The following is a 26,371-nucleotide window of genomic DNA, read 5'->3' as shown; positions in this document are numbered from 1 at the left end:
CCGTGTTGCACACGCTGTCCGCGATGCCTACACACCACTCATCCAGGAGCTCAGATGCCTACCCTCGCGTCGCTGAACGATCCTCGCAAGAAACGCCAACGTCTGCTTCACACCGCGCTGGCCATCGCCATGGCCGCCAGCCTGGCCGCCTGCGGCGGCGATCACGACGATGACGACGACAACGGCAATGGCGGCGGCGACTCGACCACGCCGCCCCCGGCCGCGCAGGAGAAGGCCACGGCAGAGCTGGCGCTGCTGTCCACGACGGACCTGCACTTCAACGTGCGCAGCTACGACTACTTCAAGCTGGCCGACGACGCGTCGTACGGCTTCGAGCGCACCGCGACGCTGATCCGCGCCGCGCGCCAGGAATTCCCCAACACCCTGCTGGTCGACAACGGCGACACCATCCAGGGAACCGCGCTGTCGGACTACGAGGCGCAGGTCTCGCCCATCCCGTGCGCGCAGCAGTCGTCCATGTACAAGGCCATGGGCGTGCTGAAGTACGACGCGGGCACCGTGGGCAACCACGAATTCAACTACGGCCTGCCCTACCTGAACCAGGTGCTGGGCGGCGGCCTGGACGTCGACGGCGTGGACGCCAGCCTGAAGTGCGCGGGCTCGGGCTTCCCGGTCACCGTGGCCAACGTGATGAGCGTGAAAAGCGGCAAGGAACTGCTGCAGCCGTACGTGATCCTGGACCGGGAAGTCACCGCCACGCAGGAAGACGGCGACCAGGTCAAGCTGCCGATCAGGATCGGCATCGTGGGCCTGACCACCCCCGGCATCATGAACTGGGACAAGCGCTACCTGGAAGGCAAGGTCACGGTGAAGGGCGGCCGCGAAGCCGCGCAGCAGTATGTGTCCGAGGCGCGCGCCAAGGGCGCCGACCTGGTGTTCGTGCTGCTGCACGGCGGCCTGAGCGACGCCCTCTACTCCGCCGACATGGAGAACCCGGGCCTGTACGTGTCGCAGATCGCGGGCATCGACGGCCTGGTGATGGGTCACCAGCACAACACCTTCCCGGACCGTGGCGCCAGCCCGGTCTTCACGTACAGCGGCGTGGACAACAAGGCCGGCACGGTCAACGGGGTGCCGGCCACGATGGCCAGCTCGTGGGGCAAGGCGCTGGGCGTGATCGACTACACGCTGAACTGGGATGGCAAGGCGTGGCAGGTTGCGAAGGACCAGACCCGCGTCGACCTGCGCAGCACGCAGATCGCCGGCACGACGCCCGCCTACGTGGCGCCGGACCAGGAAGTGCGCGACTCGGTCGAGACGCAGCATGAAGCCGCCATCGACTACGTGAGGACGCCGATCGGCGCCACCGACTTCCGCATGAGCACGCTGTTCGCCGACGTGGGCGACCCCACCGCGATCCAGCTGGTGAACCAGGCGCAGCAGGCCTATGTGCAGGACTACGTGGACCAGAACCTGCCCGAGTATGCCGGAATTCCTGTGCTGTCCATCAGCGCGCCCTTCAAGGCGGGCTTCCAGGGCGGCGGCGACTACACCGACGTGGCGGCCGGCGACGTGGCCATCTTCAACGCCGCCGACCTGTACCTGTACCCCAACACGGTGTACGCGGTGAAGGTCACCGGCGCCGAGCTGAAGCTGTGGCTGGAGAACGCGGCCAAGCGCTTCAACCGCATCGATCCGGCGGCCACCGCGGACCAGTGGCTGATCAAGGACACCACCACCGGCCAGGTGCCGGCGGGCCAGTCGGCGTTCGCGGGCTACAACTACGACATGTTCACCACGCCCGACCTGCAGTACGAGATCGACGTGACGCGTGCCGAGAACGACCGCATCCGCAACCTGACCTACCAGGGCAATCCCGTGGACGGCATGGACTTCATCGTCGCCACCAACAACTACCGCGCCGAGAGCAGCGCACGCTTCATCCTGGGCGACGGCAAGCAGTTCGACATCGTGTACGCCTCGCCCGACGCGAACCGCGACGTGCTGATCAACTACATCAAGGCCAACCCGGCGATCACCCGCGCGGCCAACGGTTCGGCGCGCAGCTGGCACTTCACGCCGGTTGCCACGGCCGGGCGCGTGCTGTTCAAGACGGGCCAGGGTGCGGCGGGCGTGGCCACGGCGGCCGGGCTGGACGAAGTGACCGAGGTGCAGGCCAACGACGGCGCGGGCCGCGCGCTGTATACCATCGACCTGTCGGCGACGCAGTAGGCGCCTGACGCGCTGATACACGCAGCGCGACGCCCGGAGGCATGCCGGATCATCTCGGCGGCTTCCGGGCGTTTCTCGTGCGGCCCGCGGCGTGCCACGCGCCCGCCCGGTCGCGGCGGCGGCCCACGGCAGATCCGCACGGCCGCCGCCGGCGTGCGTCGCTGGCGGGCGGGCCTGGCCTCTACACCACCACCGCGCCGCCGCGGTCCACCCAGACGTAGTCGGTGCCCTGCCGCTGCCCGCGCCGCAGCGGATTGCGGGTGCAGAACGCGGCATAGGCCGGATCGACGTAGCGGTAGAACAGGTGTTCGTCGCGGCCCGGCGGAATGCCCAGGCGCGTGGTGCAGACCAGTCGTTCGGGCGCGGCGCCGATGTCCTGCACGAAGAACCGCTCGGGGTCGAAGCGCTGGGCGTCCCACTCGGGCACCTTCAGGCCCAATGACCTGCACAGCAGCGTCTGGCCCGCGCACAGCTTCGTGGGCGGCCGCGCGTCGCCGCGCGCGTCTGGGTTCAACTGCTGCATGCGCGCCAGCGCGTCGGGGCCCGACACGTCGTCGACCCACGGGTGGCCGGACTTGATCAGCACCGCGTTGCCCGGCCCGCCCGCGCTGAAGTTCAGCGAGTCGCCGCCGCGCGCGTAGTACATGTAGATGGTGCCGCCGTCCATGAACAGGGCGCGGCGCTTGTGCGTGTAGCCCAGCGAGGCGTGGCTGCCGCGCTCGGCCTGGTAATAGGCCTCGGTTTCTATGATGCGCACCGACAGCCACAGGCTGTCCAGGCGGCGCCGGATGACCTTGCCGACCAGCTCGCGCGCCAGCAGGCAGGCGTCGCGGTCGAAGAAGGCATCGGGCAGCGCGGGGCCCGGGACCGCGCCGGAACCCGCCTGTGGAATCGCCTTGCCCGCCATGCCGCGCGACCCGCGTCCGGCCTCAGGCGAAGCGTTCGCCGTAGCGCTTTTCCGAAAAGCCCACGGTGACCTCGCCGTCGGGCGTGACGGTGACGGGGCGGCGCACCAGCGCGGGATACCCGGCGATCAGGGCGGACCATTGCTTGTCGGTGGAGGCGGCCTTCTGCTCGTCGGACAGCGCCCGCCAGGTCATGGAGGTGCGGTTGACCAGCTTCTCCCAGCCGCCCACCTTGTCCGCCCACGCCTTCAGCGTGGCGGCGGGCACGGGGTGGTCACGGTAATCGACGAAGGTGTGCGCCACGCCATGGGCGTCGAGCCAGTCGCGCGCCTTGACGCAGGTACTGCACTTGGCCAGGCCGTACAGGGTGGGTTGGGTCATTTGCGGGCCTCCTTGCGCCACTGCATGCGGTTGGCCACGATCACGCAGGTGCCGACGGCCAGGATGAACAGCGTGGCCAGGGCATTGACCTCGGGCTTCAGGCCCAGGCGCACGCGTGAGAAGACTTCCATGGGCAGCGTGGTGGACCCCGGCCCCGACAGGAACGACGAGATGACCACGTCGTCCAGCGACAGGGTGAAGGCCAGCAGCCAGCCCGACACCACGGCCGGCGCGATCAGCGGCAGCGTGATGCTGAAGAACACGCGGGCCGGCGTGGCGCCGAGATCGAGCGCGGCCTCTTCCAGCGAGCGGTCCAGGTCGCGCACGCGCGACTGGATGACCACCGCCACGAAGGCCATGCACAGCGTGACGTGGCCGATCCAGATGGTGAACATGCCGTTCTCGGCCGGAAAGCCCAACAGCCCGCGCAGCTCGACGAACATCAGCAGCAGCGAGATGCCCAGCACCACTTCGGGCATGACCAGCGGGGCGCTCAACATGCCGACGTACAGCGCGATGCCGGGAAAGCGCCGCATGCGCGCCAGCACGTAGCCGGCCCAGGTGCCCAGCACCGCCGCGGCGGTGGCCGTGAACACCGCGATGCGCAGCGACAGCCAGGCCGCCGACAGCAGCGCGTCGTCCTGCAGCAGCTGGCCGTACCAGCGCAGCGAGAAGCCGCTCCAGGTGGTGACCATGGCAGAATCGTTGAACGAGAACACCATCAGGCTGAGGATGGGCACGTACAGGAAGCCGTAGCCCACCGCCAGCGCGATGGCGCGCAACGTCTTGTTCGGGCCCTTCATCGGCGGCCTCCGGCGGGCGCCTGGCCGTGCATCTGGTTGTACTGGAACAGGGCCAGCGGCACGAGCAGCAGCAGCACCATCACGCAGGTGACGGCCGAGGCCATGGGCCAGTCGGCGTTGTTGAAGAACTCGTTCCACATGACGCGGCCCATCATCAGCGTGTTGGCGCCGCCCAGCATCTCGGGGATGACGTACTCGCCCACGCAGGGAATGAACACCAGCATGGCGCCCGCGATGACGCCCGGCATGGACAGCGGCACGGTGATGCGGCAGAACGCCTGCCACGGGCGCGCGCCCAGGTCGTAGGCGGCCTCCAGCAGGCGCAGGTCCATCTTCACCAGGTTGGCGTACAGCGGCAGGATGAAGAACGGCAGGTAGGCGTAGACCATGCCGATGTACACGGCGGTGTCGGTGCGGTAGATCTCGAGCGGCGACGAGATCAGGCCCAGCGCCATCAGCGCCTTGTTCAACAGGCCGTCGTTGCGCAGGATGCCCACCCAGGCATACACGCGCAACAGCAGCGAGGTCCAGAACGGCAGGATCACGCCCAGCAGCAGCACGTTGCGCACCGAGGGCGCCGAGCGCGCGATGTAATAGGCCATCGGATAGCCGATGAGGATGCAGCACAGCGTGGTGATGCCGGCCATCTTCACCGAGTTCAGGTACGTGGCCAGGTACAGGCTGTCGGTGAACAGCAGGATGTAGCCGCGCAGGTGCAGGCTGAGCTGCAGCGCCTCGTCCTGGAATTGCGCCAGCGGCGTGTACGGCGGGATGCCGAATTCAAGCTCGGCGAAGCTGATCTTGAACACCAGCAGGAACGGCACCAGCAGGAACAGCACCAGCCAGGCGTACGGCGGGACGATGGCCAGCGCGCGCCCCGAGGGCGCCCAGCGGCGCAGCGGCAGGCGCTTCATGACGCCAGCACCGTGGGGCTGGCGGCGTCCCAGCTGACGAAGATCTCTTCGTCGACGCCGGGCGCGTCCATGCGCGAGAGCATCATGCCGGGCACCAGGGCCTCGATGGATTTGCCGGAATCCAGGCGGATCTGGTAGCGCGTCTGGCCGCCCATCCAGGCCACGTGCCCGACCACGCCGCGCGCCCAGTTGTAGTCGCCTTGCGGCAGTTCGCGCGACACCATCATGCGCTCGGGCCGCAGCGAAACGTGCACCTCCATGCCCAGCGGTTCGCTCACGCCGTGGTTGACGTACAGCGGGCGGGCCAGGTCCTCGCACTCGATGGCCACGTGGTCGGCCTCGTCGACCACGATGGTGCCCGTGAACAGGTTGGTGCTGCCGATGAAGCCCGCCACGAAGCGCGAGCCCGGGAAGTTATAGACGTCCTGCGGCGTGCCGCTCTGCACGATCTGGCCTTCGGTCATCACGGCCAGGCGCGTGGCCATGGTCATGGCCTCTTCCTGGTCGTGCGTGACCATGATGCAGGTCACGCCGACCTTCTCCAGGATCCTGACCAGCTCGATCTGCGTCTTCTGGCGGATCTGCTTGTCCAGCGCCGACATGGGCTCGTCCAGCAGCAGCAGCTTCGGGCCCTTGACCAGGCTGCGCGCCAGCGCCACGCGCTGCTGCTGGCCGCCCGACAGCTGGTGCGGCTTGCGCCGCGAATAGCCGGCCATCTGCACCAGATCGAGCGCCTCGAACACGCGGTCGTGGATCTCGTTGGCCGCCACGCCTTCCTGCTTCAGGCCGAAGGCCACGTTGGCCTCGACCGTCATGTGCGGGAACAGCGCGTAAGACTGGAACATCATGTTGACCGGCCGGCGGTACGGCGGCACGGCGGTGATGTCCTGGCCATCGAGCAGGATGCGGCCCGAGGTGGGCTCCTCGAAGCCCGCCAGCATGCGCAGCAGCGTGGACTTGCCGCAGCCCGAGCTGCCCAGCAGGGCGAAGATCTCGTTGCGGCGGACCGACAGGTTGGTGGACTGCACGGCGACGGTGTCGCCGAAGATCTTGACGACGTCGATGACCTGGACGAACGCGTCCGCGTCGCCGCCCTGGGGCGCCGGGTACCGGCTTTCGCTCATGGTGCTTATCGTCCGGACTTCAGTTCATTCCACATGCGCGTCTGCAGGCGCTGCACGGGCAAGGGCTGGGCCTTGATCACGAACAAGGTCTTGGAGACCTCGGCCGGCGGGTAGATCATGGGATTGTCCGCCACGTCCTTGTTCACGTACTTGCGCGCCTCTTTGTTGGCGTTCGGGTAGTACATGTGGTTGGTGATGGCCGCGTGCACCTGCGGCGTCTCGATATAGTTGATGAACGCGTGCGCGGCCTCGACGTGGGGCGCGTCCTTCGGGATGGCCATCACGTCGAACCAGGCGGGCGCGCCGCCCTTGGGCAGGAAATAATTGATCTCGTCCGTGCGCTTGGCCTCCTGGGCGCGGCGGCGGGCGATCATCACGTCGCCCGAGAAGCCGTACACCATGCACAGGTCGCCCGAGGCCAGCTCGTCGATGTAGCCCGATGAACTGAACTGGCGGATGTAGGGGCGGATTTTCTTCAGCACTTCCAGCGCGGCCTTGTAGTCGTCCGGCTTGTCGCTGTTGGGATCCTTGCCCATGTAGTGCAGCACCGCCGGGAAGACCTGAGCGGCCTCGTCCAGCATGGAGATGCCGCAGCTCTGCAGCTTGGCCGCGTTTTCGGGCTTGAACAGGATGTCCCAGTTGCCCAGGTCGGCGTCGGCGCCCAGCGCGGCGCGGGCCTTGGTGACGTTGTAGCCCAGGCCGTTGGTGCCGTAGCCCCACGGGATGACGTACTGGTTGCCCGGGTCGACGGTGGCCACCAGGGCCATCAGGTCGGGATCCAGGTTCTTCCAGTTGGGAATCTTCGACTTGTCCAGTTTCTGGAACACGCCCGCCTCGATCTGGCGCGAGGCGTAGTGGGTGGACGGCACCACCACGTCGTAGCCCGACTTGCCGGTCAGCAGCTTGGCCTGCAGCGTGTCGTTGGTGTCGTACACGTCGTAGCGCACGCGGATGCCGGTTTCCTTCTCGAAACCGGGGATGGTGTCCGGCGCGGTGTATTCGGCCCAGTTGTACACGTTGACGACCTTGCCGTCCTGAGCCCGGGCCGTGGTCGACACCACCGTTGCCCCGATACCCGCTACGGCCAGCGCCGTGCCCAGCGCCAGCCGCGCGCCCACCATGAATGTCATCGCGTACCCCTTGCCAAAACGCGTGATGGAAAAAACCAAAGGCAAAATAATAAAGCCTTTTCACAGGGGGATGCAGAAGGGTTGACCCCCGAACCGCGCGGTTTGCGGCGCGGATGCCGTCATCGTGCTGTCGCGATCCGCCCCTGGGCGACGCCCCGGACTCAGGCCCCGGCCGCCCAGGCGCGCGCATAGGCGGCCTGCAGGCCCTGCCACCAGGCCTCGCCCGGCTCGCCCGCGACCTTGCGCAGCGAGCGGCGCAACCGCAGCAGGTTGCCGGCGCGCGCGCGGCCGCTCAGGCCGCCTGCCCGGCCCCGGTCGAAGTCGATCAGCCAGGCGTGGCCGTGCGCATCCAGCAGAATGTTGAAGGCGTTCAGGTCGGCATGCCACACCCCCGCGCGATGCATGCGCGCGATGGCGCCGGCCACCTCGTCGGGCGAGGCGTCCAGCGCGTGGGCCAGCGGCCGGACGTCGGGAATGCGCTCGACCAGGATGGCGGCGCGATAGCGCCAGCCGCGCCGCCAGTAACCGGCGGCCAGCGGCAGCGGCACCCGCAGGCCCTGGGCGTGCAGCGCCGCCAGCAGGCGGTATTCCTGGAAGCTGCGCGTGGCGTTCTCGCCGCGCCAGGCATAGGCGTCGTGGCTGATGCGGGCCACCAGGCCACCGCGGCGATAGGCGCGCAGCACGCCCTGCCAGCCCTGCCCCGCCACCATCCAGGCCGCCTGGCGGCCGCCGGCCTGCACCGGACTGGCGTCTGCGCCATACGAATCGGGATCGAACCAGCGCGCGGGCGGCGCGGCGCCCAGCCGCGCCGCGTTCCACAGCATGGCGCCGGCGTCGGGCGCCGGCCAAGGCTGCTGGCGGGTGCCTTCCGGCAGCGCGTCAACCGGCACGGTTGCGCATCCAGTCGGCCACGCCGAAGAACGAATGCAGGATGCGGTCCAGCAGCGCGGGCGGCACGCCCTGGTCCTGCATGGCGCGGCCCATGCAGGCCACCCACTGGTCGCGCTCGATCTCGCCGATGGAGAACGGCAGGTGGCGCGCGCGCAGGCGCGGATGGCCGTAGCGTTCGATGTAGTGGTTCGGGCCGCCGAAATAGCCGCACAGGAACAGGAACAGCTTCTGGCGCGCGTCGTCCAGGCTGGGCCCGTGCGCGGCGCGCAGCTCGCGGAAGTCGGGTTCCAGGTCCATCAGGTCGTAGAAGCGCTCGACCAGCGCATGCAGGGCGGGCTCGCCGCCCAGCAGTTCGAACAGGGTCTTGCTGGTGTCCAGCGGCTCGAATATGGGTTCGACCCGGGTGGTAGCGGTCATCAGGCTTCTCGTAGGGTAACCAGGGGCGGCGTGCGCAGCACGCCGCGCAGGGCCAGCGCGCCGCCGGCCCACGCGCCCGCCATGCCGGCCGCGGGGCCGGCCAGCCAGGGCCACAGGCTGTAGGTCATGGCGAAGTTGAACACATAAGTGGCGAGGCCCCAGGCCACGGCCGTGGCGCCCGCCGCGGCCAGCAGGCCCGCCAGGCCGCCCACGGCCAGCAGCTCGATGCGCTGCGCGCGTGCCAGCTGCCCGCGCGTGGCGCCCAGGGCGCGCAGCACGGCGGCCTCGCGCATGCGCTCGTCGCGCGTGGCCGTCAGCGCCGCGGCCAGCACCAGCACGCCGGCCAGCAGGGTGAACAGGAACAGCATCTGCACGGCGCTGGCCACCTGGTCGAGCACGGACTGCAGTTGCTGCAGCATGGCGCCCACGTCGAACACCGTCAGGTTGGGGAACTGCGCCACCAGGCCGCGCAGGACGGGGGCCTTGTCGGGCGGCAGGTAAAACGACGTGATCCAGCTCTGCGGCATGTCGGCCAGCGAGGCCGGCGACAGGATGGCGAAGAAGTTGACCTGCATCGAATCCCAGTCGACCCGGCGCAGGCTGGTGACGGACACCTCCACCGTCTGGCCCGCCACGTCGAAGCCGAGCTTGTCGCCCAGCTTCACGCCCAGGGTCGTGGCCAGGCCGGACTCCATCGAGACCTCGCCCTGGCTGCCCGCAGGCATCCAGCGGCCCTGCTCGATGCGGTTGGAGCCGGGCAGGTCTTCGCCGTACGACAGGTTGAATTCGCGGTCGACCAGGCGCTTGGCGCGCGGCTCTTCATAGTCGGCCGGCCCTACCTGCCTGTCGTTGATGGTGATCAGGCGGCCGCGGATCATGGGCCACAGCTGCGCCTGGCCCAGCCCGCCGTCGGCCAGCTGCCGGGCCACGGCCTCGCGCTGGTCGGGCTGCACGTTGATCAGGAAGCGGTTGGGCGCGTCGTCGGGCAGCGTGCCGCGCCAGCCCGCGATGAGGTCGGTGCGCGTCAGGGTCAGCAGCAGAAGCGCCATGATGCCGATGGCCAGCGCGCAGACCTGCGTGATGGTGGCGGTGCGCCGGCGCACCACGCCGGCCAGCGCGAAGCGCAGCGCCGGCATGCCCTGCGCCGCGCGGCGCACGCGCGCCAGGCCCTGCACGCAGGCCCAGGCCACCAGCGCGAACACCAGGAAGGCGCCCAGGAAGCCGCCCGACACCACGGCACCCAGGCGCAGGTTGCCGGCGAACCACCAGATCAGCAGCGCCAGGCCCCCCGCCCCCAGCGCGTAGCCCAGGGCGCTGCGCGGGCGCAGGCCCTCGGCGTCGCGCCGCAGCACGCGCGCGGGCGGCACGTGGCGCAGTTGCGCCAGCGACGGCAGCGCGAAGCCCAGCAGCATCAACACGCCCGTCAGCAGGCCCTGCAGGGCCGGGATGACCGTGGGACGCGGCAGTTCGGTCTCGATCAGGCCCGCCAGGGCCGACACCATCAGTTCGTGCACGCCATAGCCCAGCAGCCCGCCCACGGCGGACGACAAGAGGCCGATCAGGGCGAACTCGGCGACCAGCATGCGGGCGATCTCGCCCTGCTGCGCGCCCAGGCAGCGCATCACCGCGATGCCGTCGCGATGGCGCAGCATGAAGCGACCGGCCGCCAGCGCCACGGCCACGGCCGAGATCATGACAGCCAGCATGGCCACCAGCGACAGGAAGCGCTGCGCGCGGTCCATCGTGCGGCGCACCTCGGGACGGCCCGATTCCACCGTGGCCACTTTCTGGCCGCGCTGCAGGTTCTGGTTCAGCCAGGTGGAATAGCCCGCCACCTCGGGCGGCTGGCCGGCCACCAGCATGATGTAGTCCAGCCGGCTGCCCAGCGTGACCAGGCCGGTGGATTGCAGGTCGGACAGCCGCATCATGGCGCGCGGCGCCACGTTGACGAACTGCATGCCGCGGTCCGGTTCGTAGGTCAGGACCTTGGCCACCCGGAATTTGGCGTCGCCCAGGCCGATCGTGTCGCCCACCTTGATGCCCAGGGCGGACAGCAACTGGGGATCGACCCACACGCTGCCCGGCTCGGGCACCTCGCGCGTGGCGGCGTCCTGGCCGAATGCCTCGTCGGCCACGCGCAGCGAGCCCCGCAGCGGGTAGCCCGGCTCGACCGCCTTCAACGACACCAGCTGCGCGCCGCCCCCGCCCGAGGCCATGGACGGGAACTGCACGGACGAGGCCACCGTCAGGCCACCCTGCTTCGCCTGTTCCAGGAACTTGGCCGGAATGGGCTCGTCGGCCTCCAGCACCAGGTCGGCGCCCAGCATCTGGCTGGCGTCGCGCTCCAGCGCGCGGGATACGCGGTCGGCCAGGAAGCCCACGCTGGTGATGGCCGCCACGGCCACGACCAGCGCCAGCACCAGCAGGCGCAGCTCGCCGGCGCGGGCGTCGCGCAACATCATGCGCAATCCCAGGCGGAAGGAGGCCGCAACACCAGCGGAACGGGAAGGTCGGGCAGCAGAGGAATGCATCATCGGCCAATCGTAACCAATCGAAGGCCGGCGAGGGGACATCCCCCGCCCTGCCCGGGTTGCGCAATTTACCTGACCAAGGCTTCGACCGGAGGTTCAACACGGCGCCGGACGCGGCCGCGGCACCGCGCGGGCGGCGGGCCGCGCAGCGCCCCCCGATCGGGCGGGCGCACCCGTGAAAACCCTTGCCCTTCCTATCCGGCCGGGGAATGCCGCTATCATGCCCTGGCGGTGAAAAGCCGCCAAAGAACGATACGTTTCTGAAGACAACGGAGAAGACAACATGCGCAAGTCCTGGCTCGCCGCAACCCTGCTGGCGTCAAGCGCGCTGGCCGCCACCCTGCCCGCCGCCGCCCAGACGACCCTGAAGATGGCCTACGCCCTGTCCACGTCGTCCCACTACGGCGCGGGAGCGGACGCGTTCGCCAAGTCGATCGAGGCGGCGGGCGGCGGAAAGTTCAAGGTCCAACAGTTCGCCAACAGCGCCCTGGGCGGCGAGCGCGAGGTGATCGAGGGCCTGCAGATCGGCACCATCGACCTGGCCATCGTTTCCACCGGCGCCACGCTGAACTTCGTGCCCGAGACCGGCGTGTTCGACATCCCGTTCCTGCTGCGCGACCTGGATCATGCGCGCAAGGTGCTCGACAGCAAGATCGGCCAGGACATGCTGGCCAAGTTCCCGTCGCGCGGCATCGTCGCGCTGGCCTGGGGTGAGCAGGGCTTTCGCCACCTGACGAACAACGTGCGCCCGGTGCGCACGCCGGCCGACGCCAAGGGCCTGAAGATCCGTACCACCGAGAACCCGATCCACATCACGGCCTTCCGCCAGATCGGCATCCTGCCCACGCCCATGGCCTGGCCCGAGGTCGCCACCGCGTTGCAGCAGGGCACCATCGACGGCCAGGAGAATCCGCTGTCGGTGATCACGTCGGCCAAGCTGTCGCAGATGCAGAAATACCTGTCCCTGACCGGCCACGTCTATGGCCCCGCCCTGGTCCTGATGTCCGGCAGCGTCTACGACAGCCTGCCCGACAACCAGAAGGCGGCGTTCCAGCAGGCCGGCAAGGATTCGGCCCAGGCCATGCGGAACTTCGTCGACAACATCGAGAAGACCGGCGCCGAGCAATTGAAGAAAGACGGCATGCAGGTGGACCAGGTCGACCGCGCCGCGTTCGCGGCGGCCGTCGAGCCGGCCTACAAGGAGTACTACAAGAAGTACGACAAGAAGCTCATCGACGCCATCCGCGACGTGAAGTAAAGGCCGCCCCATGCACGTGCTGCACACGGCCGAGAGGGCCCTGTTCCGGCTGGTGTCCGCGGTGGCCCAGCTTCTGCTGGTGGCCGCCGCGGCGGCCGCGTTCTATCAAGTGATCGCGCGCTTCGTCCTGCAGTCGCCCGCCGACTGGACGGAGGTGCTGACGCGTGCCCTGCTGATCTGGACCGTGCTGCTGGGCATCGCGCTGGCCTTCCGGCACGGCGCGATGATCAGCGTGGAGTTGCTGCGCAACAGCCTGCGCGGCCGGGCGCAACGCTGGCTGCAGTACGCATTGGCGGCCATATGCGTCGTTTTCCTGGCGGCACTGGCTTGGATCGGCGGACAGATGACCTGGCGGGTGCGCTTCCAGAACGTGCCCAGCCTGGACATCTCGATCTCCTGGATCTACCTGGCCATTCCGGTAGGGGCGGCGCTGGCCGCGATCGCGGTGCTGGCACGCGTGGCGGCCGGACCGGACGAGCCCGAACCCGTGCGCAACGACGCCCAAGGCTGATCTCCATCCCCACCCGGCTCGCGGCGCCTTGCGGCGCGGGCCGGACGACATCCTGGTGGTTCCATGTCGCAGTTGATGATTCTCTCGATGCTGATCTTCTTCGGCCTGTCGGTGCCGGTGGCCGTGGCCATCGGCCTGGCAAGCCTGGGCGGCATCTCGGTGGCCGGCCTGCCCTGGCTGGTGATGGCGCAGCAGCTGTATGCCGCGCTGGACAAGTATCCCCTGGTGGCCATTCCGTTCTTCATCCTGGCCGGCAACCTGATGGAGGCCGGCGGCATCTCGGAACGCATGGTCGACTTCGCCAAGAGCCTGGTGGGCGGCCTGCAGGGCGGGCTGGCCTGCACCTGCGTGCTGACCTGCATGATCTTCGCGGCCGTGGCGGGCTCCAGCGTGGCCACCACGTTCGCGGTGGGGGCGATCCTGATCCCGGCCATGATCCGCCACGGCTATCCCGCGCCCTTCGCCGCCTCGCTGCAGGCCAGCGCGGCGGAGCTGGGCGTCATCATCCCGCCGTCCATTCCCATGATCCTGTTCGCGGTGTCCACCGACACCTCCACGGGCGAGCTGTTCATCGCCGGCGTCATGCCCGGCATCCTGATCGGCCTGGCGCTGATGCTGTACGTCTGGCTGTATGCCCGCCGCCATGGCCTGGGCAGGCAGGACGGCGACGGCCGCATGGCGCCCTGGCCCTCGCTGCGCCGCGCATGGCTGGCGCTGCTGATGCCCGTGATCATCCTGGGCGGCATCTATGGCGGGATCTTCACGCCCACGGAAGCCTCGGTGGTGGCGGTGTTCTATGCCGTGCTGGTGGGCCGCTATGTCTATCGCAGGCTGGCGCTGCGGGACCTGTCGGCCGCGCTGAACCGGACCGTCGTCTCCACGGCCGTCATCATGTTCGTGATCGCCAACGCGGGAGTCTTCAGTTTCCTGCTGAACCGGGCCGGCATTCCCGATGCGCTGGGGCAAGGGCTGGCGCAGCTGTTCGACGACCGGTTCACCTTCCTGCTCGGCGTCAATGCGGCGCTGTTCATCATCGGCATGTTCATCGAGACCTCGGCATCGGTCGTGGTGCTGGCCCCGTTGCTGCTGCCCGTCGCGGTACAGTTCGGCATCGATCCCGTGCATTTCGGGATCATCATGGTGGTGAACCTGGCGCTGGGCATGATCACGCCCCCGTTCGGCGTGAACCTGTTCGCCGCGTGCGCCGTGGCGAAGCTGCCGCTGGAACGCCTGATCCGGCCCCTGCTGCCTTTCGTGGGCGTGGTGATCGCCTGCCTGATGGTGATCACGTACTGGCCCGGCCTGTCGCTGGGCCTGCGCGACCTGGTGTACGCGCGATAGCGGGAAAAGCCAGGCCAGGCTTGCGCTGGCCTGGCTGCGCGCTCAGCGGGGCCGCTTGTCGATCACGCGGCGCGCCTTGCCGGTCAGCGTGCGCTCGACGAAGCCGCAGTCGGCCACATTCACGCGCGCGCTGATGCCGATGTAGGCCTTCACCGCGGCCTGCAGCTGGCGGCCCAGCGCCTCGCGCTCGGCGGCGTCCAGGCTGGCGAACTCGGTGCGCACTTCCGTCAGGATCTCCAGCTCGTCCAGGTTGCCGTTCTTGGTCAGCACCAGCTGATAATGCGGCGCCAGCTGGGCCACCTTCAGCACCAGTTCCTCGACCTGGGTCGGGAACAGGTTCACGCCGCGCACGATCAGCATGTCGTCGCTGCGGCCGGTGATCTTGCCGATGCGGCGCATGCTGCGCGAGGTGGGCGGCAGCAGGCGCGTCAGGTCGCGGGTACGGTAGCGGATGACGGGCATCGCTTCCTTGGTCAGCGAGGTGAAGACCAGCTCGCCCTCTTCGCCCTCCGCCACGGGCTCGCCCGTGACGGGATCGATGATCTCGGCATAGAAATGGTCCTCCCACACCACCGGGCCGTCCTTGGTCTCGACGCACTCGCTGGCCACGCCCGGACCCATCACCTCGGACAGTCCGTAGATGTCGACCGCGTCGATGCCCGCCTGCGACTCGATGTCGGCGCGCATCTGTCCCGTCCAGGGCTCGGCACCGAAGATGCCGATGCGCAGGGAGCTCTGGCGCGGATCGATGCCCTGGCGGCGCTGCTCTTCCAGGATGTTGCAGAAATAGGAGGGCGTGACCATGATGATGTCCGGCTGGAAATCCTGGATCAGCTGCACCTGCTTCTCGGTCTGCCCGCCCGACATGGGGATGACCGTGCAGCCCAGCCGCTCGGCGCCGTAATGCGCGCCCAGGCCGCCGGTGAACAGGCCGTAGCCGTAGGCGACGTGGATGATGTCGCCCGGCTTGCCGCCCGCCGCGCGGATCGAGCGCGCCACCAGGTTGGCCCAGTTGTCCAGGTCCTGCGCCGTGTAGCCCACCACCGTCGGCTTGCCCGTGGTGCCGCTGGACGCATGCACGCGCGACACGCGCTCGCGCGGCACGGCGAACATGCCGAAGGGGTAGTTGTCGCGCAGGTCTTTCTTCACGGTGAAGGGAAAGCGCGAGATGTCCGACAGCTGCTTCAGGTCGTCGGGATGCACGCCGCGCTCGTCGAAGGCGCGCTTGTAGTGGGGCACGTTCTGGTAGGCGTGGTTCAGCGTCCACTTCAACCGTTCCAGCTGCAGCGCCTGGATTTCGTCGCGGCTGGCGTGCTCGATGGGATCCAGCCCGGGCTTGCTCATCGTGTTGGACATGGGTCTCTCTCCTGATGTGTCGCCGGGCGGCGCGCGCCGCCCGGACGTGATGCGATTCTTCTTGCGGTCGTGGGGCGGGCGCTTGCTGGACTGCCTGCGCGGTCCGCACACGCGGCCACGCTGCGCAGGGCCTATGCCGCGTCGGCGGCCTCGCCCACCACCTGCCCCTTGATGCGGTACGAGCGGCCGCGGAACACCGCCACCAGCCTGCCGTCCTGGTTGCTGACGGTGATGTCGTAGACGCCCGTGCGGCCGGCCAGCGAACGTTCCTGCGCCTCGGCGGTCAGCACGTCGCCCGCGAAGCCGGGCGCCAGGAAGTCGATGGTGCAGCCGGACGCCACCGTGCTGACGTTGCGCGAGTTGCACGCGAACGCGAAGGCGCTGTCGGCCAGCGCGAAGATGAAGCCGCCATGGCAGGTCTTGTGGCCGTTCAGCATGTCGGCGCGCACGCGCATGGTGACGCGCGCCTGGCCGGGCGCGATGGCGACGACTTCCATGCCCAGGCCCTGCGTGGCGGTGTCGTTGGCATACATGGTCTGGCGCACGGCCTCGGCCAGCGCCTGCGGATCGGCCGGCACGCCAGCCGAAAAGTGGGTGTCGCCCATCATTGCCCCTTGAATCGCGGCGCGCGCTTGTCCAGGAAGGCCGCCACGCCTTCGGCGTAGTCGGCGCTGCGGCCCAGCTCGCGCATCATGTCGCGCTCCAGGTCCAGCTGCGTGGCCAGGTCGTTGCCCAAACTGTGCTGCAGCGCGCGCTTGGTGAAGGCCAGACCCTTGGTGGGCGCCTGCGCGAAGTGCGCGGCCAGCTCGTCCAGCCTCGCATCGAACGCGTCGTCGGCCACGCATTGCCAGATCAGGCCCCATTGCTCGGCCTGCCGCGCGGGCAGCTTGTCGCCCAGCAGGGCCAGGCCCAGCGCACGGGCGCGGCCCACCAGGCGCGGCAGCGCGTAGGTGCCGCCGGTGTCGGGAATCAGGCCGAGCTTGCAGAACGACTGGATGAAGCTGGCCGACTCCTTGGCGATGACCAGGTCGCCCGCGAAGGCCAGGTTGGCGCCGGCGCCGGCCGCCACCCCGTTCACGCCCACCACCACCGGCATGGGCAGCGCCTGCAGGCGCTTGACCAGCGGCCCGTAGTAGGTCTCGACCGTCTCGCCCAGGTCGGGCGGCGAGCCGTCGGCCGCCGGCCGGCGTTCGCTCAGGTCCTGGCCCGCGCAGAAGCCGCGGCCGGCGCCGGTGAGCACCAGCACGCGCGCGCCTTCGGTCTCGACGCGCGTCAGCGCGTCGGCCACCTCGCCGTGCATGCGCGCGGTGAAGCTGTTGAGCTTGTCGGGACGGTTCAGCGTCAGGCGGGCGATGCCGCCTTCCAGGGTGAACAGGATGTCTTGGTAGGCCATGCTGACGATGTCTCTGGTTATGTGTGTTGTCGGGGCGTAGCGGCGCGCGCGGGTCGTTCCTAGACGTGCCAGCGCGTCTGCACGACGCGGAAGCGGTTGGAGACGAACGCCGCGTCGGAAAGCGCGGCATTGGCGGCCGGGTTGGCGCCGGTGCCGTGGAAGTCGCTGAATGCCGCGGTCTGGTTGACGAACACGCCGCCGGTCAGGTTCAGCGACAGCGACACGCCCGACACCTCGGCCGCGTCCTGCACCTGGGCCGCGACGGCGTCGTCGCTGGTGTAGGCCGCCAGCGTCAGCGCGCCGTGCTCGCGCACGGAAGCGCGCGCCAGCGCGATGCTGTGCTCGGTGGAATCCGTGGCCACCACGAAGGCGATGGGGCCGAACCATTCCTGGCCCAGCGCCTCGTTGCCGGCATCGGCACGCAGCACCAGCGGCGTGCGCACGCGCGCGCCCTCGAACTGCGGATGCGCCAGCTCGCGGCTGTCGGCCACCACGGGCAGGCCCAGCGCGCGGGCCTTTTCGACACGCGCGGCGGTGGCCTCGCTCTGGATGGCGCCGGTGAATTCGACGGCCTTGGCCGGATCGGCCAGCAGCTTGTCCAGCGCGGTGCCCAGCGCGGCGGCCACCTCGTCGAAGCTGACCCGGCCCTCGGCCGTGCGGATGCCGCCGCGCGGCACGTAGATGTTCTGCGGCGCCGTGCACATCTGGCCCGAATACAGGGCCAGCGAGAACGCCAGGTTGCGCACCACGCCCTTCAGGTCGGGCGCGGAATCGATGATGACCTGGTTGACGCCGGCCTTCTCGGTGTAGACCAGGGCCTGGCGGGCGTTGGCTTCCAGCCAGTCGCCGTTGGCGGTGCTGCCCGTGAAGTCGACGATCTTCACTTCCGGGCGCAGCGCCAGGTCCTGCGCGGTGTCGTCGCCGGCCTCGTGCGCGGCCAGCTGCACCACGTCGGGATCGAAGCCCGCCTCGGCCAGCACCTCGCGCGCCACCTTGACCGTGATGGCCAGCGGCAGGATCGCGGCGGGATGCGGCTTGACGATGACGGCATTGCCCGTGGCCAGGCTGGCGAACAGGCCGGGATAGCCGTTCCAGGTGGGGAACGTGGAGCAGCCGATGACCAGCGCCACGCCGCGCGGCACCACGGTGAAGCGCTTCTCCATGCGGATGGGTTCGTTCTTGCCCTGCGGCTTTTCCCAGATGACGCTGCCGGGCACGCGCGACATTTCCTGCCACGCGTAGGTGACGGCCTCCAGGCCGCGGTCCTGCGCGTGCGGGCCGCCCGCCTGGAAGGCCATCATGAAGGCCTGGCCGGTGGTGTGCTGCACGGCGTTGGCGATCTCGAAGCTGCGCTGGTTCAGGCGCTGCAGGATCTCCAGCGACACGCCCACCCACGCGCGCGGGCCGGCGCGGCGCCACGATTCGAGCGCGCCGCCCGCGGCCTGGATCAGCGCGTCGGGACGCACGCGGGGATAGGTGATGTCCAGGGCGAAGCCGAACGGCGAGACCTCGCCGCCGACGGTGCCGTCGGCCAGGGGCAGATCCAGCGGGAAGGGCTTGCCGCGCAGCGCCTCGAAGGCGGCCTGGCCGTCGGCCGCGGCGGTTTCGCCGTAGTTGCGCGGGCTGGGCGATTCGGCATGCGGGCTCCAGTAGCCGCGCTCGGAGGCGGCGCGCTGCGCCTGTTCCAGCACGGCCTGGTGGCGTTCGAAGAAGTCCTGTGACACGGGGTATCTCCAGTGGTTGGCGCGGCGCCTGGCGGGCCCGCGCACGTGTATTGGTATCAGGTCTTGGGATGAATCACGTTTCCTGGTCGAAATCGATGACCAGCCGGTCGCTGACCGGGAAACTTTGGCAGCTGAGCACGAAGCCGCGCGCCACTTCGTAGTCTTCCAGCGCGAAGTTGGCGTCCATGTCCACCTCGCCCTCGACGACCTTGCAGCGGCAGGTGGAACAGACGCCGCCCTTGCACGAGTACGGCAGCTCGATGCCCTGGGCCAGCGCCGAATCCAGCACGCTGTCCTGGTTCTTGTCGATGAAGAACGTGCGGCTGTGGCCATCCTGCACCACGGTGACCTCGCACTGGTTCTTGCCCGGCGCGGCCAGGGCGTCGCGGCCCGTGCGCAGCGCGCGCGGGCCCTTGGGCGCGCCGAACAGCTCGAACTTCACGCGGTCCTTCGGGATGCCCAGCGCCTGCAGGCGCTCGACCACGCTCTCGATCATGGTCTGCGGGCCGCACACGAAGGCGTAGTCGATCTGCGCCGGCGGCATCCACACGCGCAGCAGCTCGCCGACCTTGTCGCCGTCCAGGCGGCCGTTGAACAACTCGATGTCCTGCGCCTCCCGGCTCATGATGTAGACCAGCGAGAAGCGCTCCATGTAGCGATTCTTCAGGTCCTCGATCTCTTCGCGGAACAGTACCGACGACGAGGCGCGGTTGCCGAAGAACAGCGTGAAGCGGCTGCCGGGCTCGGTGGACAGCGCGGTCTTCACCAGCGACAGCACCGGCGTGATGCCGCTGCCCACGGCGAAGGCCACGTAGCGGCGCGCCTGCGCGGGATCGAAGTCTATGGTGAAGTTGCCGGCGGGCGGCATCACTTCCAGCGTCTGGCCGGGCTGCAGCTGATGGTTGGCCCAACTGGAGAACACGCCCTCGTCGACCTTCTTGATGGCCACGCGCAGCACGCCGTCGCCGGGCGCCGAACAGATGGAATACGAGCGGCGCACTTCCTCGCCGGACAACTGGGTGCGCAGCGTCAGGTACTGGCCGGGCCGGAACGCGAAATCGCCGGACAGCTCCTGCGGCAGGTCGAAGGTGACCACGACGGCGTCGCGCGTGTTGCGCGCCACGGACGCCACTTTCAGCGAATGGAATGCGGATTGACTCATGGTGGGGCCGCTCAGTGAGCCTTGAAGTAATCGAACGGTTCGCGGCAGGCGCCGCAGCGATACAGCGCCTTGCACGAGGTCGAACCGAAGTTGCTGATCAGGCGCGTGTTGGACGATCCGCAGTGCGGGCACGGCACGGCCGGCTGGCTGGTGCGCCGGCTGATGCCGGAGATGTCCACCGCGCGCTGCGCCGGGGCCGCGATGCCGTATTGCGCCAGCGCCTGGCGGCCGCGCTCGCTCATCCAGTCGGTAGTCCAGGCCGGCGCCAGGCGGGTCTCGACGCGCACGCGGGCCACGCCATGGCCGGCCAGCGTGCGCTCGATGTCCTGCGTGATCTCGCGCATGGCGGGGCAACCCGAGTACGTGGGCGTGATGGTGACCACACAGGTGTCGCCGTCCCAATGCACCTGGCGCACCACGCCCAGGTCGACCACCGACAGCACGGGGATCTCGGGATCGGGCACGCCTTCCAGCCACTGCATGAGAAGCGGCTCGGGGACATGGGCAGCGGCGTGCTCGACGTCACGCGACCCGCCCTGCGCGGCGGTGCGTCCGGCCACCTGCCGGGCGGCGTCCATCACGGCATGCCGGACGTCCCGGGCCGCGGCACCCGCCTCGCCCTGGTCCGACCCGGACGTCTTCGCCGCGTTCACCACGTCGCTCCGGGATAGGCGCGCGGCAGGTGCTGCATCTCGGCCAGCAGGTAGCCCAGTTCTTCGGTATGGCGGCCCTGGCGGCCGCCGCGCTGCGCGGCGTGGAACGACTGCGCGTCGTCGGGAAGGGTCAGCGTGGCCTCTTCCAGCACCTCGCGCACGTGCGCCAGCCAGGGCTCGCGCAGCGGCGCCAGCGCACAGCCGATGCCGCGCGCGGCCACGTCGCGGTCCACGTCGTCGTCGGTGAACAGCTCGCCGGTATAGCGCCAGGCCTCGTCCACGGCGGCCTGCATGCGGGCGTGGCTGACGTCGGTGCCATCCCCCAGCCGCACCACCAGGTCGGCCGAGCGGCGCACGTGATAGGTGACTTCCTTGATGGACTTGGCGGCGATGGCGGCCACGCGCTCGTCCGTGGACTGCTGCAGGCCCTGCAGCAGGAAGTAATGCCACACGTCGTAGAAATACTGGCGCGCCATGGTGTCGGCGTAGTTGCCGTTGGGCCGCTCGGCCAGCAGCGGATTGCGGAACTGCGGCGCATCGCGCAGGTAGGCCAGCGCATCCTCGTCGCGGCCTTCTCCCTCGACCTCGCCCGCCAGCGTCAGCCACAGGCGCGCCTGGCCCAGCAGGTCCAGCGCGGTGTTGGTCAGCGCCAGGTCTTCTTCCAGGATGGGGCCGTGGCCGGTCCAGGCCACCAGGCGCTGCGCCAGCACCAGATTGCCGTCGCCCAGGCGCAGCAGGTATTCGAACAGGGTCTTGTCCATGTGCGGCCCGCCTTACATGTGCTTGATTTCGTCGGGCATCGGGAAGAACGTGGGATGCCGGTAGACCTTGTTGTTGGCCGGCTCGAACAGGGGCTCCTTGTCCGAGGGGCTGCTGGCCACGATATCGGCCGCGCGCACCACCCAGATGCTCAGGCCTTCATTGCGGCGCGTGTAGACGTCGCGCGCATTGTTGATCGCCATCTCGGCATCGGGCGCGTGCAGGCTGCCGACGTGCTTGTGCGCCAGGCCGTGCTGGCTGCGGATGAAGACTTCCCACAGGGGCCATTCTTTGCTCATGATGCGTTCCTGGGGCGCGCAGCGCCCGGCGTGGAGAAATATCGGACGACGGCGAGCCACCGGCCCGGCCATCGCGCGGCGGCGGCTGGCCGCCTTGGATCGTCTTACGCGGCCTTGCGGCGCGCCTGCTTGTCGGCGTGGGCGACCAGCGCGTCGCGCACCCAGGCACCCTCTTCGTGCGCCTTGACGCGCGCGGCCAGGCGCTCGCGATTGCAGGGACCATTGCCCTTGAGCACGGCGTGGAATTCGCTCCAGTCGATCTCGCCGAAGTCGTAGTGGCCGCGCTCGGCGTTCCACTTCAGGTCGGGATCGGGCACGGTCAGGCCCAGGTATTCGGCCTGCGGCACGCTCTGGTCCACCATCTTCTGGCGCAGTTCGTCGTTGGAGAACAGCTTGATCTTCCATTGCATGGACTGCGCGCTGTTGGGCGAATCGCCGTCCGGCGGGCCGAACATCATCAGCGCGGGCCACCACCAGCGGTTCAGCGCTTCCTGGCACATGGCCTTCTGCTCGGGCGTGCCGTTGCGGCACATCTCGATCAGCAGGTCGTAGCCCTGGCGCTGGTGGAAGGACTCTTCCTTGCAGACGCGCACCATGGCCCGCGCGTACGGGCCGTAGGAACAGCGGCACAGCGGGATCTGGTTGATGATGGCCGAGCCGTCGACCAGCCAGCCGATCATGCCGATGTCGGCCCAAGTGAGCGTGGGATAGTTGAAGATGCTGGAGTACTTCGCGCGGCCCGAATGCAGGTCGTCGACCAGCTGGTCGCGCGACACGCCCAGCGTCTCGGCGGCGCTGTACAGGTACAGGCCGTGGCCGGCCTCGTCCTGCACCTTGGCCAGCAGGATGGCCTTGCGCTTGAGCGACGGCGCGCGCGTCAGCCAGTTGCCTTCGGGCAGCATGCCGACGATCTCGGAATGCGCGTGCTGCGAAATCTGGCGGATGAGAGTCTTGCGGTAGGCCTCGGGCATCCAGTCCTTGGCCTCGATGCGCACGCCATCGTCGATACGGCGCTGGAAGGCCTGCTCGGGACCGGTCAGTTCATCGACGCCGCGGACCTTCTTGACGCCGGTTTCGACCAATTGCGCGTACATGGCGAGTCTCCTGAAAGAGGCGGCTGTGCGGGGCGCGTGGACACGCCCGGCGGATCGCCGCTCGATGAATCCATTATTTAATACAGAAAAACGATTGTCAAACGAAATTCCGTATCACGTTCGATTTATGTATCATGTCATGGATCGTGCCTCGCCGCCCGGCGAGCCGTCCCCATCACCGCCGGTTTCCGGCTTCCCATGGCCTCTGCTCCCGCCCCGCTGGACCGCTTCATCGCCCGCCTGCTCAAGCAGGACCCGCCGCGCGCCAAGTCGCTGTGCGTCAGCCTGCTGGGCGATGCGCTGGCCCCCCACGGCGGCGCCATCTGGCTGGGCGACCTGATCGAACTGCTGGCGCCGGTCGGCATCAACGAACGCCTGTTGCGCACCAGCGTGTTCCGCCTGGTGGCGCAGGACTGGCTGCGTTCCGAGCGCCACGGCCGGCGCAGCCTGTACCTGATGACCGAACGCGGCCTGCGCGACACCGCGCGCGCCTCGCAGCGCATCTACGACGGCCCGGCACGGCAATGGAACGGCGAATGGACGCTGGTGGCGTTGCCGCGCGTGGGCAACAACGGCCTGGCCGAACGGGCCGAGCTGCGTCGCGAGCTGCTGTGGGAAGGGTTCGGCATGGTGGCGCCGGGACTCTTCGCGCATCCGCAGACCGAGGCCCGCGCCGCCCACGCCATCCTCGACCGCCTGGGCATCCCCGACAAGGCGCTGGTGCTGTCGGCGCGCGACCTGGCCGACGCGGGCGGGCTGCCCATCGCCAGCCTGGCCACCCAGTGCTGGAACCTGGACGACGTGGCCGAGCAGTACCGCCAGTTCACGCGCAACTTCGCGCCGCTGGAGAAGCTGCTGGACGAATCCTCCGCCGCCCCCGACCAGGCATTCGCCGCGCGCGTGCTGCTGCTGCACAGCTGGCGGCGGATCGCGCTGCACGATCCGCAGTTGCCCGCGCCCATGCTGCCGGACCATTGGCCGGGACACGCCGCACGGGACCTGTGCGCGCGCCTGTACTGGAAGTTGTTCGATGCCTCCGAGGCGCACCTGCAGGCGCTGGCGGAACGCGAGAACGAGCGATACCGGGCGCTGGACCCGGAGGCGCTGGGGCGCTTCGGCGGACGTCCGCCGCGGTAGGAAGTTCCGGCCCAGGGGCTCCGTCCCCATCGCCGCGTCGCGTCCGGGAAGCCCTGCCACCGCGCAGCGCGGCCTTCCCGCTGGCTAAGCACGCCGGCGCGCCCCCCCGGGGGCCAGCCCTTTCCGGGACGCGTCGGCCGGCGTGCCGACAGCCCCCGGTTGGCGATCCGCCCGCACATGCCTACAATGGACTCATGACTTCCTTACCGGTCCAACGCATCGCCGCCCTGCCCGGCCGCCGCCACGCGCGGCGCCCCGGCTCGCGCGCCGGCTATTGCCGACCGGACCTGACCGGACCCGCCGCGGCTCTTGCCGCACATGGCTGAGCCCGGCGACCACCACCCCCCCTCTCTTTTTCTAGCGCATTTCCCCGGTCGTCGGGCCATCCCGCGCCACTGCCATGGCTTGCCGTTTCAAGCAGGCCTGGCCACCCATCGGAGTGATCATGCATACCGCTGACCAGGAACGCACCCTTACCGAACTCGACCACGCCCGCCTCTGCGGCCTGCTGGCGCGCATGGCCGCCGACGGCCTGCCGCCGGGCGTGGAGGATACCGCCCAGGAACTGCTGGATTCGGTCGTCACCGTACCCGCCCAGGACATCGACGCCGACGTCGTCACGATGCGCTCGCGCGTCCGGCTGGTGACGGCGGACGGCCAGGACATGACCATCGTGCTGTCCTATCCCGCCGAGAGCAACGCCGCCACGGGCCAGATTTCGGTGATGTCGCCGCTGGGCCTGAGCCTGCTGGGCCAGAAGGCCGGGCAATCGGTGCAATGGCAGGGACCGGACCGGGCGCACCACGAAGCCATCCTGGCCAGCATCGACTACCAGCCGGAAGCGGCGGGCGACTTCGGGGCCTGATCGGTGTCGCGGGGAATACGCCCGCCTAAGCGGCATCGCGGGAAGCATGGCGCGTCACTCGGCCATTCAGAGCGACGGAATCATGATCCGCAGCTCCCCTACGGCAGTCCCGCGGTCAGGGGGGCAACCGTCGGCGGCCTTGTGCGGTCGGTCGCGGTGGAAGCGTTGCCCGGCATCCTCGTGTCCATCGACCGCTACCCCGTTTGCCCCACGCCCAGGCCGTCCAGATGCAGTTCTCCGCAGACCGTCGGCCCCGCATTACGCGTCAGCCCGGGCGCACGCGCGATGAAGGACAGCGTCCACGCGGCGCGGACGGCCCTGCCCAGTTCGAGGCCGGAGGCCGCATCCAGCCCGCTGGGCACGTCCAGCGCCAGCACGGGGATTCGCCAGCCGTTGAGGGTGTCCACGCGGGCCTGCCAGGTGTGATCCAGCGGCCGGTTCAGCCCGATGCCGAACAGCCCGTCCAGCGCCAAGGCCGGAGGGTCGCCGGGAAGGCCGGACATCGTGTCGCCGCCGGCGGTGCGCCAGCCCTCATAGGCCTGGCGAGCATCGGCGGGCAAGCGGCCCGGATCGCCATACAGCACCACCTGCACGGCATGCCCCCAGGCGCGCAGCCACGTAGCCGCCACCAGGGCGTCGCCGCCGTTGTTGCCGGGGCCGGCCAGGGCGAGGATGGGAAACCGGACCGCCGGCGATGCGCAATGCTGGGGATCGGCCCCGGACGCCGGCTCAGCCTGCGCGGCATGGCCTGGCTGGCTTGATTGGCTCGATGGGTCAGGTCGGCGATGGCCTGGCTGGCCCGGCTCGCCGCCAAGGCCTGATCGGCGCGCCTGCGCCCGATCGGCCAGCCGCGCCGCCACGAACCGCGCGGCCGCCAGTCCCGCGCGCGGCATCAGCGGCACGCCGCGGGCCAGCGCGTCGCGCTCGATGCGCCGGATCTCGTCGATGGACAGTTCCATGGAGACCCCGCCCCCAGGGCCTACACCTTGAGCATGTGCTCGCGGTAGTACTTCAGTTCGTCGATGGATTCGTAGATGTCGGCCAGCGCCTCGTGGCGGCTCTTCTTCTCGAACCCCTTGTACACCGCCGGCGCCCAGCGGCGCGCCAGCTCCTTCAGCGTGCTGACGTCCAGGTTGCGGTAGTGGAAGAAGCGTTCCAGGTTGGGCATGTACGCGTACATGAAGCGCCGGTCCTGGCTGATGGTGTTGCCGCACAGCGGCGACTTGCCCGCCGGTACGTGCTGCGACAGGAAGGCCACCAGCTCGGTCTCGGCCTGGGCTTCGGTCAGCGTGGACGCCTTGACCTTGTCGATCAGGCCGCTCTTGCCGTGGGTGGACTTGTTCCAGTTGTCCATGGCGTCCAGCAGGCTGTCGGGCTGGTGGATGACCAGCACGGGGCCTTCGGCCACGATGGTGAGGTCGGGTTCCGTGACGACGACGGCCACCTCGATGATGCGTTCCTTCTCGGGATCGAGCCCGGTCATTTCCATGTCGAGCCAGACCAGGCGATTTTCGTTCGCAGCCATATAAT

26 protein-coding genes are annotated in these 26,371 nt (G+C 69.2%); 6 read left to right on the top strand and 20 right to left on the bottom strand.

Translation table 11 applies throughout. The features are described 5' to 3' along the window. Positions 1–54 precede the first annotated feature (54 nt). Positions 55–2,193: a bifunctional 2',3'-cyclic-nucleotide 2'-phosphodiesterase/3'-nucleotidase gene (locus tag FS845_RS21385; protein WP_260986385.1), complete on the top strand. Its 2,139-nt coding sequence runs from the start codon at positions 55–57 to the stop codon at positions 2,191–2,193. Positions 2,194–2,374: 181 nt separating this feature from the next. Here FS845_RS21385 and FS845_RS21380 read toward each other — a convergent pair whose 3' ends face one another. From FS845_RS21380 to FS845_RS21340, 9 genes are all read right to left on the bottom strand, one after another. Beyond that, positions 2,375–3,100: a DNA-3-methyladenine glycosylase gene (locus tag FS845_RS21380; protein ID WP_144639107.1), complete on the bottom strand. Its 726-nt coding sequence runs from the start codon at positions 3,098–3,100 to the stop codon at positions 2,375–2,377. Positions 3,101–3,122: 22 nt separating this feature from the next. Next, positions 3,123–3,479 (bottom strand): arsenate reductase, encoded by a 357-nt coding sequence (locus FS845_RS21375; RefSeq protein ID WP_144639105.1) that lies wholly within the window; start codon positions 3,477–3,479, stop codon positions 3,123–3,125. Then, positions 3,476–4,282 (bottom strand): ABC transporter permease subunit, encoded by an 807-nt coding sequence (locus FS845_RS21370; RefSeq protein WP_144639103.1) that lies wholly within the window; start codon positions 4,280–4,282, stop codon positions 3,476–3,478. Before FS845_RS21370 ends, FS845_RS21375 begins: the two co-directional genes overlap by 4 nt. Then, a complete protein-coding gene (locus FS845_RS21365) occupies positions 4,279–5,196 on the bottom strand; it encodes an ABC transporter permease subunit (RefSeq protein ID WP_144639101.1) in 918 nt (305 codons plus the stop codon). The genes FS845_RS21370 and FS845_RS21365 overlap by 4 nt, the downstream gene beginning before the upstream one ends. Then, the gene (locus FS845_RS21360) at positions 5,193–6,320 is read right to left on the bottom strand and encodes an ABC transporter ATP-binding protein (protein WP_144639099.1); all 1,128 of its coding nucleotides are present in this window, start codon (positions 6,318–6,320) and stop codon (positions 5,193–5,195) included. The genes FS845_RS21365 and FS845_RS21360 overlap by 4 nt, the downstream gene beginning before the upstream one ends. Positions 6,321–6,325: 5 nt before the next feature. Continuing rightward, positions 6,326–7,450 carry a polyamine ABC transporter substrate-binding protein gene (locus tag FS845_RS21355; protein ID WP_260986384.1) on the bottom strand — a complete coding sequence of 375 codons (1,125 nt, stop codon included), beginning with the start codon at positions 7,448–7,450 and terminating at the stop codon, positions 6,326–6,328. A 161-nt stretch (positions 7,451–7,611) separates the two neighbouring features. Further along, positions 7,612–8,325 (bottom strand): 3-deoxy-D-manno-octulosonic acid kinase, encoded by a 714-nt coding sequence (locus FS845_RS21350; protein ID WP_409929326.1) that lies wholly within the window; start codon positions 8,323–8,325, stop codon positions 7,612–7,614. Between the two features lie 4 nt (positions 8,326–8,329). Next, a complete protein-coding gene (locus FS845_RS21345) occupies positions 8,330–8,758 on the bottom strand; it encodes a group II truncated hemoglobin (protein ID WP_144639097.1) in 429 nt (142 codons plus the stop codon). Further along, positions 8,758–11,292, bottom strand: a complete 2,535-nt coding sequence (locus tag FS845_RS21340; protein WP_144639095.1) for an FtsX-like permease family protein — start codon at positions 11,290–11,292, stop codon at positions 8,758–8,760. Before FS845_RS21340 ends, FS845_RS21345 begins: the two co-directional genes overlap by 1 nt. A gap of 280 nt (positions 11,293–11,572) precedes the next feature. On the opposite strand from FS845_RS21340, the gene FS845_RS21335 reads away from it, so the two are divergent. From FS845_RS21335 to FS845_RS21325, 3 genes are all read left to right on the top strand, one after another. Further along, complete coding sequence (locus FS845_RS21335) at positions 11,573–12,547, top strand: TRAP transporter substrate-binding protein (RefSeq protein WP_144639093.1); 975 nt, start codon at positions 11,573–11,575, stop codon at positions 12,545–12,547. A gap of 10 nt (positions 12,548–12,557) precedes the next feature. Further along, on the top strand, positions 12,558–13,058 hold the full coding sequence (locus tag FS845_RS21330) for a TRAP transporter small permease (RefSeq protein ID WP_144639091.1): 501 nt from the start codon (positions 12,558–12,560) through the stop codon (positions 13,056–13,058). A gap of 63 nt (positions 13,059–13,121) precedes the next feature. Further along, the gene (locus FS845_RS21325) at positions 13,122–14,399 is read left to right on the top strand and encodes a TRAP transporter large permease (RefSeq protein ID WP_144639090.1); all 1,278 of its coding nucleotides are present in this window, start codon (positions 13,122–13,124) and stop codon (positions 14,397–14,399) included. Positions 14,400–14,441: 42 nt separating this feature from the next. Here the strand turns inward: FS845_RS21325 and paaK are convergent, their stop codons facing one another. From paaK to paaA, 9 genes are all read right to left on the bottom strand, one after another. After that, entirely contained in the window at positions 14,442–15,755 is a 1,314-nt protein-coding gene (gene paaK / locus FS845_RS21320; protein WP_144639088.1) for a phenylacetate--CoA ligase PaaK, read from the bottom strand. A 131-nt stretch (positions 15,756–15,886) separates the two neighbouring features. Further along, positions 15,887–16,360: a hydroxyphenylacetyl-CoA thioesterase PaaI gene (gene paaI / locus FS845_RS21315; RefSeq protein WP_144639086.1), complete on the bottom strand. Its 474-nt coding sequence runs from the start codon at positions 16,358–16,360 to the stop codon at positions 15,887–15,889. After that, entirely contained in the window at positions 16,360–17,148 is a 789-nt protein-coding gene (paaG, locus tag FS845_RS21310; protein ID WP_144639084.1) for a 2-(1,2-epoxy-1,2-dihydrophenyl)acetyl-CoA isomerase PaaG, read from the bottom strand. The genes paaI and paaG overlap by 1 nt, the downstream gene beginning before the upstream one ends. Before the next feature lie 59 nt (positions 17,149–17,207). Next, on the bottom strand, positions 17,208–18,872 hold the full coding sequence (gene paaN / locus FS845_RS21305) for a phenylacetic acid degradation protein PaaN (RefSeq protein WP_144639082.1): 1,665 nt from the start codon (positions 18,870–18,872) through the stop codon (positions 17,208–17,210). Between the two features lie 73 nt (positions 18,873–18,945). Then, complete coding sequence (gene paaE / locus FS845_RS21300) at positions 18,946–20,034, bottom strand: 1,2-phenylacetyl-CoA epoxidase subunit PaaE (protein ID WP_144639080.1); 1,089 nt, start codon at positions 20,032–20,034, stop codon at positions 18,946–18,948. Positions 20,035–20,045: 11 nt separating this feature from the next. Next, positions 20,046–20,516 carry a 1,2-phenylacetyl-CoA epoxidase subunit PaaD gene (gene paaD, locus FS845_RS21295; RefSeq protein ID WP_186332371.1) on the bottom strand — a complete coding sequence of 157 codons (471 nt, stop codon included), beginning with the start codon at positions 20,514–20,516 and terminating at the stop codon, positions 20,046–20,048. A gap of 167 nt (positions 20,517–20,683) precedes the next feature. Then, the gene (paaC, locus tag FS845_RS21290; RefSeq protein WP_144639078.1) at positions 20,684–21,448 is read right to left on the bottom strand and encodes a 1,2-phenylacetyl-CoA epoxidase subunit PaaC; all 765 of its coding nucleotides are present in this window, start codon (positions 21,446–21,448) and stop codon (positions 20,684–20,686) included. A 12-nt stretch (positions 21,449–21,460) separates the two neighbouring features. After that, the gene (gene paaB / locus FS845_RS21285; RefSeq protein WP_066126010.1) at positions 21,461–21,745 is read right to left on the bottom strand and encodes a 1,2-phenylacetyl-CoA epoxidase subunit PaaB; all 285 of its coding nucleotides are present in this window, start codon (positions 21,743–21,745) and stop codon (positions 21,461–21,463) included. Positions 21,746–21,849: 104 nt separating this feature from the next. Next, positions 21,850–22,839, bottom strand: coding sequence for a 1,2-phenylacetyl-CoA epoxidase subunit PaaA (gene paaA / locus FS845_RS21280; RefSeq protein WP_144639076.1), 990 nt, complete (start codon positions 22,837–22,839; stop codon positions 21,850–21,852). Positions 22,840–23,037: 198 nt separating this feature from the next. On the opposite strand from paaA, the gene paaX reads away from it, so the two are divergent. Together paaX and FS845_RS21270 are read left to right on the top strand one after the other, a co-directional pair. Further along, on the top strand, positions 23,038–23,976 hold the full coding sequence (gene paaX, locus FS845_RS21275) for a phenylacetic acid degradation operon negative regulatory protein PaaX (RefSeq protein WP_144639074.1): 939 nt from the start codon (positions 23,038–23,040) through the stop codon (positions 23,974–23,976). Between the two features lie 445 nt (positions 23,977–24,421). Further along, positions 24,422–24,841 (top strand): GreA/GreB family elongation factor, encoded by a 420-nt coding sequence (locus tag FS845_RS21270; RefSeq protein WP_144639071.1) that lies wholly within the window; start codon positions 24,422–24,424, stop codon positions 24,839–24,841. Positions 24,842–25,035: 194 nt separating this feature from the next. Here the strand turns inward: FS845_RS21270 and FS845_RS21265 are convergent, their stop codons facing one another. Next, the gene (locus tag FS845_RS21265) at positions 25,036–25,800 is read right to left on the bottom strand and encodes an NAD(P)H-hydrate epimerase (RefSeq protein ID WP_144639069.1); all 765 of its coding nucleotides are present in this window, start codon (positions 25,798–25,800) and stop codon (positions 25,036–25,038) included. Between the two features lie 20 nt (positions 25,801–25,820). Next, complete coding sequence (orn, locus tag FS845_RS21260) at positions 25,821–26,366, bottom strand: oligoribonuclease (protein ID WP_144639067.1); 546 nt, start codon at positions 26,364–26,366, stop codon at positions 25,821–25,823. Between the last annotated feature and the right edge of the window lie 5 nt (positions 26,367–26,371).

The organism is Bordetella genomosp. 13 (assembly GCF_007679965.1).
GTDB lineage: Bacteria > Pseudomonadota > Gammaproteobacteria > Burkholderiales > Burkholderiaceae_B > Bordetella.
This window is presented reverse-complemented; position numbering and strand designations above follow the sequence as displayed.